Below are 14,310 nucleotides of genomic sequence, written 5' to 3'. Positions count from 1 at the left end.
ACCAAATTTTTCCCACACAACCCTGCGGCGATAGGAATGCGCCTTCTTGCCAATACCGAGTGCCGCCCTATCCCCATGCCCCGCGTGATTACTTAAAAGTTTCATAACCTTACGGCAAACCACGCCATATCGGCGCCTCCTGCCCCCCTTTGCCCCCTGCGTCCTGCACCCGCGAAAACGGCGCTTTCTCCGCCTCGCGCGGGCCGAAAAAAACGTTTGGCGGAACGCCGCCGACCGGCTTGAGTAATGGCGTCGCCGGAATCGAAGCGTACGGGACTGCGCACTCCGGCCAACACGGAGGTTAAAAAGAAAAATGGAAGAACAACTCGCGGAACTTGCGGCCCAGGTGGCCGCGATGGAGGCGAAGGGGAACATGACCAACACCATGTTCGCAGAGACGTATTACTACCTCTCCATCCCCCTCATGATCATCATCCACGCAGGCTTCCTGGCCTATGAAATGGGCGCGTCGCGCGCCAAGAACGCGCTCTCGTCGGGGGTCAAGAACATCCTCGCCTTCGCGTTCGTCATTCCGGCCTTCTACTTCTTCGGCTGGTGGGTCTACTGGGGCTTCCCCACGGGCTTCTCGCTGTCCGAAGGGCCGAACGGCATCTCCGGCGCGGCCTATGCCAACTCCATCGCCTGGCCATGGGGCGAGTCGGCGGCCTACATGGGCCCCAACACCGAAGACCAGATCGACGGCGTCTTCTGGGGCGCTTTCACGCTTTTCGCCGCCACCACCGCCTCGATCATGTCGGGCGCCGTGATCGAACGCATCCAGACCGTGGGCTTCGTCATTCTCGCCATCATCCTCGGCGGCTTCAGCTGGACGCTCGCGGCGGCCTGGGGCTGGCACGCGGATGGCTGGCTGGTGCAGGACTGGGGCGTGCATGACTTCGGCGCGGCGGGGCTCGTCCACGCGGTCGCGGCCTTCTTCGCGCTCGGCGTGCTGATCAACCTCGGCCCGCGCATCGGCAAGTTCAATCCCGACGGAACCGCCAACAACCTCGCCGGCCACAACATGCCCTTCACGGCAACGGGTCTCATGCTCATCGTCGTGGGCTTCTGGGGCTTCCTGATGGCCTGCCTCGTCGTTGGCGGCGAAGCCTGGTCGTGGGGCGGCAACTTCACCACGATCTACGGCACGCCCACCAATCTTGGCGCACTGACCTTCAACATCCTGATGGGCGTGTCCGGCGGCATCATCGGCGCATGGCTGTTCACACGCGATCCGTTCTGGATGATGTCCGGCGCGCTGGCGGGGCTCATCTCGGTGGCCTCGGGTCTCGACATCTACTTCCCGTCGCTGACCTTCATCATCGCCATCGTCGCGGGCATCATGCTGAAGCCCGCCGCCACGATCCTCGAAAACATGGGGATCGACGACGCCGTGGGCGCGGTCACCGTGCACGGCACGATGGGCGTCTTCGGCATGCTGATGCTGGGTATCTTCGCGTCGGGCTATCCTGCCCTTACCGGCGAAGGCGCCCCGACGGTCAGCTTGATCGGCCAGCTTGTCGGCATCGTCGTCTTCGTCGCGATCGGCTTCAGCACCGGCTTCGTCAGCTCTCTCATCCTGAAGATGGTGGGGATGCTGCGCGTGCCCGAAGCGGCCGAAATCGCGGGTCTGGACACGGTCAAGGTACCGGCACAGGCCTATCCCGAAGGCATCATGGCGTCGCCCCCGGCGTGGCAGTAACGAAAGGAAAAAAACCATGGGATTTCCCTTTGAGAACGCATCCTGGGACGGTGTCAGCGGCGTCATCTTCGTCGGCGGCGCGGGCGGCCACACGCTGATCTACAGCTTGATCGCCATCGGCATCTGCATCGCCGCCCTGCTCTTTGGCAACGGCATCGAGTCGACCAAGTACAAGAAGCACAAGTAAGCCTCGGCCTGCTTGGCCGAAACGCCCCGCGGGTTGCCTGCGGGGCGTTTTGCATTCGGCCAGGGTCAAATGACCGTGAAGGCCCGCATTGGTCCTGTCACCGGGCGCCGGCGGTGCTAATCCTTTCGGTATGAAACACTTGGCTGCCCTCCTCGCCCTCACGCTCACACTGACACTGGCCGGTCTTCCGGCCTTCGCCTGTGGGCCCGACACCGACTGCCGGATCGGCGACCGCAGCTACCGCATCTACCTCCCACAGGGGCAGGACGGCGCCACACCCATGGGCGCGCTGATCTTCGCCCACGGCTACAAGGGCTCGGCGGCGGGCACGATGCGCAACGGTTCGCTGCGCGCCATGGCCGACCGCCTGGGCATCGCGCTGGTCGCGGCCAACGCCAGGGGCGACGACTGGCGCCTGCCCGGCACGCCCTCCGGCGGCGTCACCTCGCCCGACACGGAACTGGCCTATTTCGACGCCCTGCGCGCCGATATCCTGGACAGGAACCCGATCGACCCAGACCGCATCGTCATGGCCGGCTTTTCCGCCGGCGGCATGATGACTTGGACCCTGGCCTGTCACCGGCCCGCCGACTATGCCGGCTTCATTTCCGTCGCCGGCACCTTCTGGGCGCCCACGCCCGACAGCTGCACGATGCCTCCCGCCGACATCATCCATGTCCACGGCACGTCCGACCGGATCGTTCCACTTGCGGGCCGCGCCATCGACGAGGCGCGGCAAGGCGATGTCGAAACCGTCCTCTCGATGTACCGCAAGCTAGCTGGGCACGAGCCATCGAAGGCCCCCGCCTTGCATGACGGCCTGACCTGCGAAGCCTGGAGCGCACCCAACGACACGCGGCTGGTCAAATGCCTGCATCCCGGCGGCCACAGCTTTCGCACAGACTGGATCGCCGCCGCCTGGGGTCTGATTTTCTCCAGTTGACCCAAGGCACTTTACCTCGCCCCGGCCGCCGCTAGGTCCTGACACGAACGCCACGCAAGGGACCCGCATGAGCACCCACATCACCATCTTCGGCGCCACCTCCGGCATCGGCCAATGCGCCGTCGAGGAGGCGCTGCGCCGCAATCACACCGTCCGCGCTTTCGCCCGGTCCGCCGGCGACATGCCGCCCCGCCCCGGGCTGGAGCCATTTCCCGGCGATGCCCTCGACCCCGGAACCGTGGCCGACGCACTCAAGGGCACCGACGCGGTGATCTACGCGCTGGGGATCAAGGAAAGCGTCTCGATGCTCTGGAAAGAGGTCACGCTCTTCTCGAAAACGACCCGCATCCTTCTGGACGCCATGAAGACGGCGGGCGTCTCCCGCCTCGTCGCCGTCACCGGCTTCGGCGCGGGTCGCAGCCGGTCGGCCATGAGCAGCGTCGAGAGCCTAGGCCACAAGGCCATTCTGGGCCGCCCCTACGCCGACAAGGACCGGCAGGAAGCGCTGATCATGGACAGCTCCCTCGACTGGACCATCGCACGCCCCGTGATCCTGACCAACGGCACGCGCACCGGCGGCTACCAGGTGCTGCGCGACCCCAAGGCGTGGCGCAACGGCCTGATCTCGCGCGGCGACACCGCCTGCTACCTGATCGACGCGATCGAGCAGGGTCTGGACATCCGCGGGGACGTCGTTCTCGCCAGGTGAATTCGGACGAACTGGACCTATGGATTTTACGTCTTCTTAAGTTTTTATGCTGCATCCGCGAAATCCGCGCGGTCCGTTAACCTGCTTTGCGACAGAAAGCGCACCGTCGCGATACCACCCGGATACCGACGCGGGTACCGACATGCAAATTTACCAGAATTGGCGGACTTAACCTTCAGGCCGCGAAAGGCTCATCGGTCCCGTATCGCCCGGAACGCCGCCGACGCGCCCCAGCCCGCCGCGATGGCGATGGCCAGCGACATCAACCCGTAGATCAGCGGCTGTTCCCGCGACAGGTTGAAGATCCACCGCTCCAGCCCGACCTTCTGCACGCCGATGGCCGTCTCGTAGGTCGACACGACCTCGCCGCCCCGGGTCAGGAAGATGCGCGTCGTATACGCCCCTTCCGTCAGGTTCGCAGGCATCGCAATGGACGTCCGAAACAGCGTCTGCTCGTCCAGCGACACCGCCCCTTCCTGCAGACTGTAGGCCCCGTTGGCCTTGCGGATGCGGATGATCGCCTCGGTAAAGACCTGCGGATCGACCGTGTCGCTTGCCGTGCCCACCGCCCGGATCGCACGCGGGATCGAAATGCTGTGCCGCAGGTCCTCGACATTCGACAGCACCTTGTCCAGCGGCCCGGTCGTGGCGATGGCGTAAAAGGACGGCGCCCGGTCCACCTCGACCGCGTCCGTATTCACCCAGATGCCGAACCGCCGCTCCTTGCGGCGCACCACCACCGGCTTGCTCGGGCCCGCGATGGCCACGATCACGTCCAGCGGTTCCTCGGGGATCTTCTCTTCCCGCTTGACCGCACCGAACACCAGGATCTCCGAACCGTCGAAGGTGGCCGTGATCGCCACCTTGTCCCGGCTCAGCCCCAGCACGACCTCCTCGGCCATCACCGGCCCGGCCATGAACAGAAAGGCGATCAGCCAACGCATCAATGCCCCTCCGCCGCGCCAATGGAATAAAGCTCGGACGGGACAAGCAGCAGGTCCAGCGCCAGCTTGAAGCACACCGCCAGCACCATCAGCGCCAGCAGGATCCGCAGTTGCTCGGCCTTCATCCGCGTGCCGATCGTGGTCCCGATCTGCGCCCCGATCACGCCCCCGATCAACAGCAGCACCGCCAGCGCCACGTCCACGGTAAAGTTCGTCGTGGCGTGCAGAAGCGTGGTAAAGGCCGTCACGAAAATGATCTGGAAAAGCGACGTGCCCACGACCACCTTGGTCGGCATCCCCAGCAGGTAGATCATCGCCGGCACCATGATGAACCCGCCGCCCACGCCCATGATCGCCGCCAGGATGCCCACGCAAACCCCCACGATCACCGGGGGAATGACGCTGATATACAGCCCGCTCGTGCGGAACCGCATCTTGAACGGCAGCTTCTGGATCCAGGTGTGTTTCTTGCGCTGCGCGGGCTTGCCCGACTTGCTGCGCCGGATCGCCCGCAGGCTTTCAAAGAACATCATCCCGCCGATGATGCCCAGAAACACCACGTAGCACAGCCGCACCAGCAGATCGACCTGCCCCAGCGACCGCAAGTAGTTGAAGACCACGACGCCCAGCGCGGCCCCTATCAGCCCGCCGATCAGCAGCACCGTGCCCATTCGGAGGTCCACGGTCTTGCGCCTCAGATGCGCCAGCACGCCCGAAAAGGAAGACGCCACGATCTGGTTGGCCTCGGTCGCCACGGCCACCGCCGGCGGGATGCCGATGAAGAACAGCAGCGGCGTCATCAGAAACCCACCGCCCACACCGAACATCCCCGAAAGCACGCCCACCAATCCACCCAGCCCCAAAAGCAGGAACGCGTTGACCGAAACCTCGGCGATGGGAAGGTAGATCTGCATAACCCGTGTTAGCCCCGGCTACGGGCTTTTTGCAAGCGCGGCATGGGCTTTGCCGCCTCAGGTCTGATCAATTTATATGAACTGGCCTTACGAAGTGTGAACGCATCGGTCCATGCGCTTCCGTTTCCGAAACTTTTGAGACACTTGGGGCAGTTAGCGCTCTTTAACGTATGGCACTCCGCCTGATTTTGGCGGAATCGCCTTGCCGACGAACCCCGCCAGGATCACGACCGTCAGGATATACGGTGCCGCATCCATCAGCTGCGTCGGAACCGCGATACCGCCCAGCTCGAACGTCTGGTACCGCAGCGCCACCGCCTGCAACAACCCGAACAGGAGCGTCGCCCACAACGCGTACCACGGCCGCCACTTGGCAAAGATCAGCGCCGCCAACGCGATGAATCCACGCCCCGCCGTCATGTCCTTGACGAACCCGGCCTGCAACGCAGTCGACAGGTACGCCCCCGCCACCCCGCACAGAACACCGCAAATGGCCAGCGCCGCGAACCGCATGCCCGGCACGCTGATACCCGCCGTGTCCACCGCCTCGGGGTTTTCGCCCACCGCCCGCAGCCGCAGCCCGAACCGCGTCCGATACAGCACCCACCAGCTGGCCGGCACGCACAAAAAGGCCAGGTAAACCAGTATCGTATGCCCCGAAACAAGCTCGCCATAGACCGGTCCGAGACTCCTCGCGAATGGCAGCTCAATGGGCTCGAACCGCGCCCCGCCGCTCAGCGAGGGCGTCCGCCCCGCCTCCTGGAACCAGTCCGCCGCGATCAGTACCGTCAGCCCCGCCGCCAGGAAATTGATCGCCACGCCCGAGATCAACTGGTTGCCCCGGAACGTGATGCTGGCCAGCCCGTGCAGCCCCGACAGCAGCACCGACGACCCGATCCCCGCCAGCAGCCCCACCCAGGCCGACCCCGACACATAGGCGACGGCGGCCGAAAAGAACGCCGCCATCAGCATCTTGCCTTCCAGCCCGATGTCGAAAATGCCCGCCCGCTCGCTGAACAACCCCGCAAGACAGGCCAGCAACAGCGGTATGGCCAACCGCACCGTGCTGTCGAGAACTTGCAGAAGGGTCAGGAACTCCATGCGCTCAATTCTCCGACGTGGCCATTTTGTACGCGGCAAAGGTGAAAAAGCTGCCCAAACCCGCCTCGATCCACCGCCGCCCGCCGGCATAGGCGGCCCGGATGGGCCCCGAGGACAGGAACATCGCCCAGGCCGCATGCATCGTGAAACTGATCACGAAGGCTCCGGCGACGAAGGCGGCAATCACCGTCCCCGGCGCCCCTTCGACGGCACCCACCGCCGCGATGGCCAGCCAGAAGACAATCGCCTTGGGATTGGTCACCTGCAACGCGTAGCCTTGTGCAAACAGCTTCGCATCCGCCTGCTTCGGCGTTTTGATCACCGACAGCTTCGGCGGGTTCAGCGCCTTCTTGAACGCGCCATAGGCCAGCCACACCAGGTAGGCCGCACCGATCAGCTTCAGCACACTCATCGCCCACGCCGCCTGCGACAGGATCAGCCCTACGCCCAGCATGGTCAGGATGTTGATCGTCATGCTGCCGGTGGCGATGCCCGCGCAGGTCACCAATGCCGGCCCCCGCCCCTGGTTGGTCGAGATACCCAGCAGCATCGCCACCGCTGGCCCTGGCGAGGACGCCCCCACCAGCAGGATGGCATGGGCGGCGATAAAGCCGGGAAGATAGGCCGTGAACTCGGTCATGGTCTGAGGCTCCGAAAAGATGTGACCCCTTCAAGATGCCACATCCTGTCGCGCATCACGACACGAAACACTTCGCCCCAGGCCGAACCATGTACGCTCATGCCCTCCGCCTCCGCCGCAACGCGCCATAGGCCCGTTCCATCGGCATCCGCACCATGTTGTCCAGCGCCCCGGTGAACAGGATCACCAGCGCCTGTATCACCACGATCAACTCCCGCGGGATCGACGTCCAGAGGCCCAGTTCGCCCCCGCCCTGATACAGGAACCCAAACAGGATTGCCGCCAGGAACACACCCAAGGGGTGGTTCCGTCCCATCAGCGCCACAGCGATCCCGATGAACCCCGCGCCTTCGGTGGGGTTCAGCAGCAACCGCTCCGCCTCGCCCATCACCACGTTCACGGCCATCAGCCCGGCCAGCCCGCCCGAGATAAGCATCGCCACCACGACGATCTTCACCGGCCCGATCCCGGCGTAGCGCGAGGCCGTCTGCGAATACCCCAGCGCCCGGATCTCGTATCCCAGCCGCGTCCGCCAGATCAGCAGCCACACGATGAGGCAGGCCAGCACCGCCACGAACAGGCTGATATTCACCGGCGCGGCCTTGGAAAACGAAATCCCCACTGGCGCCAGCATGTCGTGCAGCGTCGGCAAGGTCGCCCCCTCGGGAAACCGCGCCGTGGCCGACTCCACCGACCCCGCAGGGCGCAGCGCCCCGCCCAGAAGGTAATTCAACAAGGCCGCCGCAATCAGGTTGAACATGATCGTCGTGATCACGATGTGACTGCCCCGCGTCGCCTGCAGCCACGCCGGGATGAGCGCCCAAAGCGCCCCGAACACCGCGCCCCCCGCCATCGCGGCAGGCAAGGCCAGCGCCCAATGCGGCCAGGGTAGCGCCAGGCAAACCAGCGCCACGCCAAGCCCCCCCAGCATCGCCTGCCCTTCGGCCCCGATATTGAACATCCCCGCATGGCTGGCGACGGCAAAGGCCAGCCCGGTGAACATGAACGTCGTCGCGTAGTAGAGCGTATAGCCCCACCCATAGGTCGACCCGAACGCGCCGGTGATCATGATCCGCAGCGCCTCGACCGGGCTTTCCCCGATGGCCAGGATCACCAGCGCCGACAGCAGCGCCGCAAGCAACAGCGACACCAGCGGCACCAGCACCGCATCGGCCCAGCCGGGTAACCTATCCATGCCCGCCTCCCTGCCCGGACCCGTGTGCCGTGCCGTGTTCCTCTGCGTGTTCCTGCGCCTGCGCGGCCTGTGCCTCTTGCACGGCGGCGGCGGCATCCTTGGGCCGCCCCTCGATCCCGGCCATCAACAGGCCCAGCTCGGTCTCGTCCGTCTGCGCCGGCAGACGCTCGCCCATGATCCCCCCGTCGAACATCACCGCGATGCGGTCGCTCAGCGCCATCACCTCGTCTAACTCCACGCTCACCAGCAATATCGCCTTGCCCGCATCGCGCAGCGCGATGATCTGGGCGTGGATGAATTCGATCGCCCCGATATCCACACCCCGCGTCGGCTGCCCCACCAAGAGCAAGTCCGGGTTCCGCTCGATCTCCCGAGCCAGCACGATCTTCTGCTGGTTGCCTCCGCTGAAATGCCTGGCCGACAGTTTAGCATCTCGGGGCCGCACGTCGAACCTCTCCATCTTGGCCGCCGCCTCGGTCTGAATTCCGGCATTGTCCATCAAGATCCCGCTCCCCGAAGCCGGATCGCGGTGATACCCAAACACACTGTTCTCCCAAGCGGAAAACGCCATGATCAGCCCTTCGCGCTGCCGGTCCTCGGGCACGTGCCCCACGCCCGCCGCGCGCCGTGCCTTGCCATCCGCGCCACGCCCGGTCAGGGCCAGGTCCACACCGTTCACCGCCACGCGCCCCGTCGCGGGCCGCATACCGCCCAGAACCTCCAGCAGCTCCGACTGCCCGTTCCCGGCCACCCCGGCCAGCCCCACGATCTCGCCCTTCCGCACCTGCAAATCAACGCCGCGCAGCCGCTCCACCCCCTGCCCGTCGACCACGTGCAGGTTCTCGACCTCCAGCACTACGTCGCCGGGCCGGGCCGCCGCCTTCTCGACCCTGAGCAGTACCTTGCGCCCCACCATCAACTCGGCCAGTTCCTCCGGCCCCGTCTCGGAGGTTCTGACCGTTGCCACCATCTCGCCGCGCCGCATGACGCTGACGTCGTCGGTGATCTCCATGATCTCGCGCAGCTTGTGGGTGATCAGGATAATCGTCTTCCCCTCGTCCCGCAGCCGGGCAAGGATACGAAACAGCTGATCCGCCTCGGCAGGGGTCAGCACGCCCGTCGGCTCGTCCAGGATCAGGATATCCGCCTGCCGGTAAAGCGCCTTCAGGATCTCCACCCGCTGCTGCATCCCCACGCCGATATCCTCGATCAGCGCATCGGGCGTCACGTTCAGCTCGTATTCACGGGCCAGCGCCGCCAGTTCCCGCCGCGCCTTGGCCAGGCTCGGGCGCAACAGCGCCCCGTCCTCGGCCCCAAGGATCACGTTCTCCAGCACGGTGAAATTCTCCACCAGCTTGAAATGCTGGAAGACCATGCCGATCCCCGCCGCAATCGCCGCCTGGCTGTCGGGGATGCGGGTTTCCTGCCCCTTGATGAAGATCTTGCCCGCGTCGGCCTTGTAGAACCCGTAGAGGATCGACATCAGCGTCGATTTCCCGGCCCCGTTCTCGCCGATGATCCCGTGGATCGTGCCGGGGGCCACGCGGATCGAGATATCCTTGTTGGCCTGCACCGGCCCGAAGGCCTTGGATATCCCCTGCAACTCGATGGCCGGCGCCACGCTCATGCGCCGGTGCCTTTGAACCCCACCAGCCGGGTCAGGCGCCCCGCCGCGTCAGCCTCGGTCATGTACTGACCAAGCTGCATCTGCCCGTCCGCCATGATGAACTCCACCGTCGCGCGCGTGATGCCGTCGCGGGTCTCCATATTCGCGATCTGAGCAATCGCACCCGGCGCCATGGCCGAATACTGGCCGACGTAATCCATCACCGCAGCCGTTCCGACAAGCGCCTCGTCCAGCCGCGGGTCGGCATAGCGCACACCGTCCGCCAGCACGTCGTTCAGCACGGCCATCCGCGCCTCCGCATCGCCGTCGCCCCAGGCGTTGAAAAACCGTCTGACGCTGTCACTCATGGCGGTCTCCGGCAGCGGCCGGGCCTACGTCGCGGCCCGGCCCGGTGTGATCAGGACGCCGGACAGCTGTTGTCGGACATGTAGTCATGCACCTTCAGCTCGCCATTCGCGATCTCTTCGGCGGCGGCGTCCACGGCCTCTTTCATCTCGGGCGTCACAAGCGCCTCGTTATGTTCGTCCAGCGCATAGGCCACCCCGTCATTCTTGAGGCCCATCACGTTCACGCCGGTTTCGACGTCCGCGCCCGCCGACATCGCGTCATAGACAGCGTTGTCCACGCGCTTGACCATCGAGGTCAGAACGCTGCCCGGATGCAGGTAATTCTGGTTGCTGTCCACGCCGATGCCCAGCACGTCCTCGTCGGCGGCGGTCTGCAACACGCCCGTGCCGGTCCCGCCCGCGGCGTGATAAATGACGTCCGCCCCTTGGCTGATCTGCGCCTTGGTCAGTTCCGACCCCTTCACCGGGTCGTTCCACGCCGCCGGGGTGGTGCCGGTCATGTTCTGAATCACCGTGGCGTCCGGGTTGGCCGCCTTCACGCCCTGCACGTAGCCGCAGGCAAACTTGCGGATCAGCGGGATGTCCATGCCGCCGATGAACCCGACCGTGCCCGACTCCGACGCCATCGCCGCCATCATCCCCACCAGGTAGCTGCCTTCGTGTTCGTTGAACACCACCGAGCGCACGTTGGGCTCGTCCACCACCATGTCGATGATGACGAACTTGGTGTCGGGATAGTCCGGCGCCACCTCGCCCAGGGTCTCGCCAAAGGCAAAGCCGACCATCACCACCGGGTTGTTTCCGGCCTCGGCAAAGCGGCGCATGAACTGCTCGCGCTGCGCCTCGGATTCCAGCTCGACCTCGTTATAGCTGCCGCCGGTTTCCTCGGCCCAGCGCGACGCGCCGTTATGCGCGCTTTCGTTGAACGACTTGTCGAACTTGCCGCCAAGATCATAGATCAGCGCCGGATCGGCCAATGCGCCCGCCGCGCTCAAAGCCAGCGTTGCGGCGGCGCCCATGAGGCTTTTCATCAGTGTCATGTATGTCTCCCTGAGGTTCGGCGGCGGTGCATGGCTGACCGGAAGGGCTGAATCACGCCCGCCCCCTTTTTGATTTCGGCAAGTAGGCCGCAACTGGCCCCATGGGTCAAGATGCTCAGCGGCTTGCCGCAAGGTAAGCCTGCCTGTCCCGCCCCGGTGCGCGCCACGCGAGTCTATCCGCAAACGCCGTCCCGGACTTGATCCGGGACTTCCCGACGCAATCGCGCGCTTGCCGGCCCGCGTAGGGTGGGTGAACACCCACGCGCCTCCTAGACCTTCAAATCAAGCGCCGCCTGCAACAACGTCTTGGCATACTCGGTCTTGGGATTGTTGAAGATGTCCTCGGACGGCCCGTATTCCACGATATCGCCCTGCTTCATCACCACCACCTTGTGGCTCATCGCCCGCACCACGGCGAGGTCATGGCTGATGAACAGATAGGTCAGCCCGTACTTCACCTGCAACCGGCGCAGCAGGTCCACGATCTGCACCTGCACCGTCATGTCCAGAGCACTCGTCGGCTCGTCCAGCACCACCAGCTTGGGCCGCAGGATCATCGCCCGCGCGATGGCGATCCGCTGCCGCTGCCCGCCGGAGAACTCATGCGGATAGCGGTCCATCGTCTCGGGGTTCAGCTCGACCTCGCGCATCACCTCGGCCACCAGTTCGCGCACCGGCCGCCCATCCGGGTTGCCATGCACGCCCAGCCCCTCGGCGATGATCTGCTCGCAGGTCATCCGCGGGCTCAGGCTGCCCACCGGGTCCTGGAACACGATCTGGATGTCCGAGCGTTTGCGGCGCAGCTGCCGCGTGGACCACGCGCGCATGTCCTCGCCCTCGAACCGCATCTCGCCCTCGGATTCGATCAGCCGCATCAGCGCCAGCGCCAGCGTGGTCTTGCCCGACCCGCTTTCGCCCACGATCCCCAGCGTCTCGCCCCTCCGCACCTCGATATCGGCCTCGTTCACAGCCTTCACATGGCCTACCGTGCGCTTCAACAACCCCTTCTGAATCGGGAACCAGATGCGCAGCCCATGGGTCTCGACCAGCGTCTCGGCGCCTTCCGGCACCGGTTCGGGCACGCCCGAGGGCGCAGCCCCCAGCAGCTTCTTGGTATAGGCATGCTGCGGATTGCCGAAAATCTCCTCGGTGGGACCCGTCTCGACGATCTCGCCGTCTTTCATCACGCAGACCCGGTCCGCGATCCGTTCCACCACGCCAAGGTCATGGGTGATGAAGAGAAGCCCCATATCCTCCTCGCGCTTCAGCTCCGCCAGCAGTTCAAGGATTTGCGCCTGGATGGTCACGTCCAGCGCCGTGGTGGGCTCGTCCGCGATCAGGACGTCAGGCTTGTTCGACAGCGCCATGGCGATCATCACCCGCTGCCTTTGGCCCCCCGACAACTGGTGCGGATACGCCCCCAGCCGGCTCTCGGGGTCGCGGATGCCAACGCGATTGAGCAGTTCCAGGATACGCTCCCGCACCGCCGCACCGCGCAACCCCTGGTGCAGCTCGATCGACTCGGTCAGCTGTTTTTCCAGCGTGTGCAGCGGGTTCAGGCTGGTCATCGGCTCCTGGAAGATGAAACTGATGTCGTTGCCCCGCACCTTGCGCAGCAGCTTGTCGTTCGCACCGATCATCTGCTGGCCGTCATAGGTGACGCTGCCCTCGACAATCGCGCTGTCACCCAGCAGCGACACGGTGCTCAGCGCCGTCACCGACTTGCCCGACCCGCTCTCGCCCACCAGCGCCACGGTCTCGCCGCGGTCCACGCTGAACGACACGCCATGCACCGCCTGCGTCACCGCGCCGTCCTGGCGGAAACCCACCTTCAGGTCTTTGACTTCAAGCAGGCTCATTGAAAGGTTTTCCGTGGGTCGAACGCATCCCGCACGCCTTCAAAGATGAAGACCAGCAGCGACAGCATGATCGCGAAGGTGAAGAACGCGGTAAAGGCCAGCCACGGCGCCTGCAGGTTCTGCTTGGCCTGCAAGGTCAGTTCCCCCAGCGACGGCGCCCCCGACGGCAGGCCGTAGCCCAGGAAGTCCAGCGTCGCCAACAGGCTGATCGTGCCGGTGATGATGAACGGCAGGAAGGTCAGCGTCGCCACCATCGCGTTGGGCAACATGTGGCGGAACATGATCTTCATGTTGCCCACGCCCAGCGCCTTGGCCGCGCGCACATACTCGAAATTCCGCGCGCGCAGGAACTCCGCCCGCACCACGCCCACCAGCGCCATCCACCCGAACGCCACCATGATCCCGACCAGCAGCCAGAATCCCCTCGGCAATATCGAGAACAGGATGATGATCACGTATAGCTGCGGCGTCGACGCCCAGATCTCGATGAACCTTTGAAAGAACAGGTCGATCCGCCCGCCGAAATACCCCTGCACGGCCCCCGCCACGACCCCGATCACCGACGAGAAGAGCGTCACCACCAGCGTGAACATCACCGCCAGCCGGAAGCCGTAGATCACGATGGCCAGCACGTCGCGCTTGGTCCCATCCGTCCCCAGGATATTCTGATCGTTCGGCGGCAACGGCGCGGCGCCGGGCCGGTCCACCGGCGTGTCGTGGCTGTAGGGAATGATCGGCCAGATGGTCCAGCCTTTCTCGATCATCTCCCCATTCACCTGGCCCGTCTGGGCCTGCTCGATAATCCCCTCAGGGTCGTCGAAACACTCCTCCAGCCCGCCCGACACGATCAGGCACTCGACCTCGGGGTCGGCATAGACCGCCTCTGTCCGGAAATCCCCGCCGAACTCGGTCTCGGGATAGAATTTCAGGATCGGCATGTAATAGGCGTCGCGGTATTTGACCAACAGCGGCTTGTCGTTGGCCACGAACTCCGCCGGCAGGGTGATCACGCACAGCAAGGTAAAGATGATCAGCGACCAGAACGCCCGCTTGTTGCGCTTGAAGTTGCGCCAGCGGCGCTGGTTCAGGGGGTTGAGCCTGATCA

The 14,310-nt window shown here is 65.0% G+C and carries 14 protein-coding genes; 4 read left to right on the top strand and 10 right to left on the bottom strand.

Annotated features, from left to right (window positions below):
* Window positions 1-313 precede the first annotated feature (313 nt).
* From ACQY4V_RS19950 to ACQY4V_RS19935, 4 genes are all read left to right on the top strand, one after another.
* The gene (locus ACQY4V_RS19950; protein ID WP_428514752.1) at window positions 314-1,699 is read left to right on the top strand and encodes an ammonium transporter; all 1,386 of its coding nucleotides are present in this window, start codon (window positions 314-316) and stop codon (window positions 1,697-1,699) included.
* 16 nt (window positions 1,700-1,715) lie between these two features.
* Window positions 1,716-1,886 (top strand): hypothetical protein, encoded by a 171-nt coding sequence (locus ACQY4V_RS19945; protein ID WP_428514750.1) that lies wholly within the window; start codon window positions 1,716-1,718, stop codon window positions 1,884-1,886.
* A 130-nt stretch (window positions 1,887-2,016) separates the two neighbouring features.
* Complete coding sequence (locus ACQY4V_RS19940) at window positions 2,017-2,829, top strand: alpha/beta hydrolase family esterase (RefSeq protein WP_428514748.1); 813 nt, start codon at window positions 2,017-2,019, stop codon at window positions 2,827-2,829.
* A 67-nt stretch (window positions 2,830-2,896) separates the two neighbouring features.
* A complete protein-coding gene (locus ACQY4V_RS19935) occupies window positions 2,897-3,538 on the top strand; it encodes an NAD(P)-dependent oxidoreductase (RefSeq protein WP_428514746.1) in 642 nt (213 codons plus the stop codon).
* A 191-nt stretch (window positions 3,539-3,729) separates the two neighbouring features.
* Here the strand turns inward: ACQY4V_RS19935 and ACQY4V_RS19930 are convergent, their stop codons facing one another.
* The 10 genes from ACQY4V_RS19930 to ACQY4V_RS19885 all read right to left on the bottom strand — a co-directional run bounded on the left by ACQY4V_RS19930 (window position 3,730) and on the right by ACQY4V_RS19885 (window position 14,308).
* The gene (locus ACQY4V_RS19930) at window positions 3,730-4,482 is read right to left on the bottom strand and encodes a TIGR02186 family protein (protein ID WP_428514744.1); all 753 of its coding nucleotides are present in this window, start codon (window positions 4,480-4,482) and stop codon (window positions 3,730-3,732) included.
* The gene (locus tag ACQY4V_RS19925; protein ID WP_428514742.1) at window positions 4,482-5,396 is read right to left on the bottom strand and encodes a sulfite exporter TauE/SafE family protein; all 915 of its coding nucleotides are present in this window, start codon (window positions 5,394-5,396) and stop codon (window positions 4,482-4,484) included. Before ACQY4V_RS19925 ends, ACQY4V_RS19930 begins: the two co-directional genes overlap by 1 nt.
* A 153-nt stretch (window positions 5,397-5,549) precedes the next feature.
* Window positions 5,550-6,497, bottom strand: a complete 948-nt coding sequence (locus ACQY4V_RS19920; RefSeq protein WP_428514740.1) for an ABC transporter permease — start codon at window positions 6,495-6,497, stop codon at window positions 5,550-5,552.
* Window positions 6,498-6,501: 4 nt separating this feature from the next.
* Window positions 6,502-7,137: a LysE family translocator gene (locus ACQY4V_RS19915; protein ID WP_428514738.1), complete on the bottom strand. Its 636-nt coding sequence runs from the start codon at window positions 7,135-7,137 to the stop codon at window positions 6,502-6,504.
* A gap of 97 nt (window positions 7,138-7,234) precedes the next feature.
* Window positions 7,235-8,332 (bottom strand): ABC transporter permease, encoded by a 1,098-nt coding sequence (locus ACQY4V_RS19910; RefSeq protein WP_428514736.1) that lies wholly within the window; start codon window positions 8,330-8,332, stop codon window positions 7,235-7,237.
* The gene (locus ACQY4V_RS19905; RefSeq protein WP_428514734.1) at window positions 8,325-9,959 is read right to left on the bottom strand and encodes an ABC transporter ATP-binding protein; all 1,635 of its coding nucleotides are present in this window, start codon (window positions 9,957-9,959) and stop codon (window positions 8,325-8,327) included. The genes ACQY4V_RS19910 and ACQY4V_RS19905 overlap by 8 nt, the downstream gene beginning before the upstream one ends.
* Window positions 9,956-10,306: a molecular chaperone GroEL gene (locus tag ACQY4V_RS19900; RefSeq protein WP_428514732.1), complete on the bottom strand. Its 351-nt coding sequence runs from the start codon at window positions 10,304-10,306 to the stop codon at window positions 9,956-9,958. Before ACQY4V_RS19900 ends, ACQY4V_RS19905 begins: the two co-directional genes overlap by 4 nt.
* Window positions 10,307-10,356: 50 nt before the next feature.
* Window positions 10,357-11,346 carry a BMP family lipoprotein gene (locus ACQY4V_RS19895; protein ID WP_428514730.1) on the bottom strand — a complete coding sequence of 330 codons (990 nt, stop codon included), beginning with the start codon at window positions 11,344-11,346 and terminating at the stop codon, window positions 10,357-10,359.
* Window positions 11,347-11,615: 269 nt separating this feature from the next.
* Window positions 11,616-13,205 carry an ABC transporter ATP-binding protein gene (locus ACQY4V_RS19890; RefSeq protein ID WP_428514728.1) on the bottom strand — a complete coding sequence of 530 codons (1,590 nt, stop codon included), beginning with the start codon at window positions 13,203-13,205 and terminating at the stop codon, window positions 11,616-11,618.
* Window positions 13,202-14,308 carry an ABC transporter permease gene (locus ACQY4V_RS19885; protein ID WP_428517311.1) on the bottom strand — a complete coding sequence of 369 codons (1,107 nt, stop codon included), beginning with the start codon at window positions 14,306-14,308 and terminating at the stop codon, window positions 13,202-13,204. The genes ACQY4V_RS19890 and ACQY4V_RS19885 overlap by 4 nt, the downstream gene beginning before the upstream one ends.
* Between the last annotated feature and the right edge of the window lie 2 nt (window positions 14,309-14,310).

The organism is Roseovarius sp. (assembly GCF_965277045.1).
Classification (GTDB): Bacteria; Pseudomonadota; Alphaproteobacteria; order Rhodobacterales; family Rhodobacteraceae; genus Roseovarius.
The sequence above is the reverse complement of the archived record's forward strand: the minus strand, read 5'-3'. Positions and strand labels throughout refer to the sequence as shown.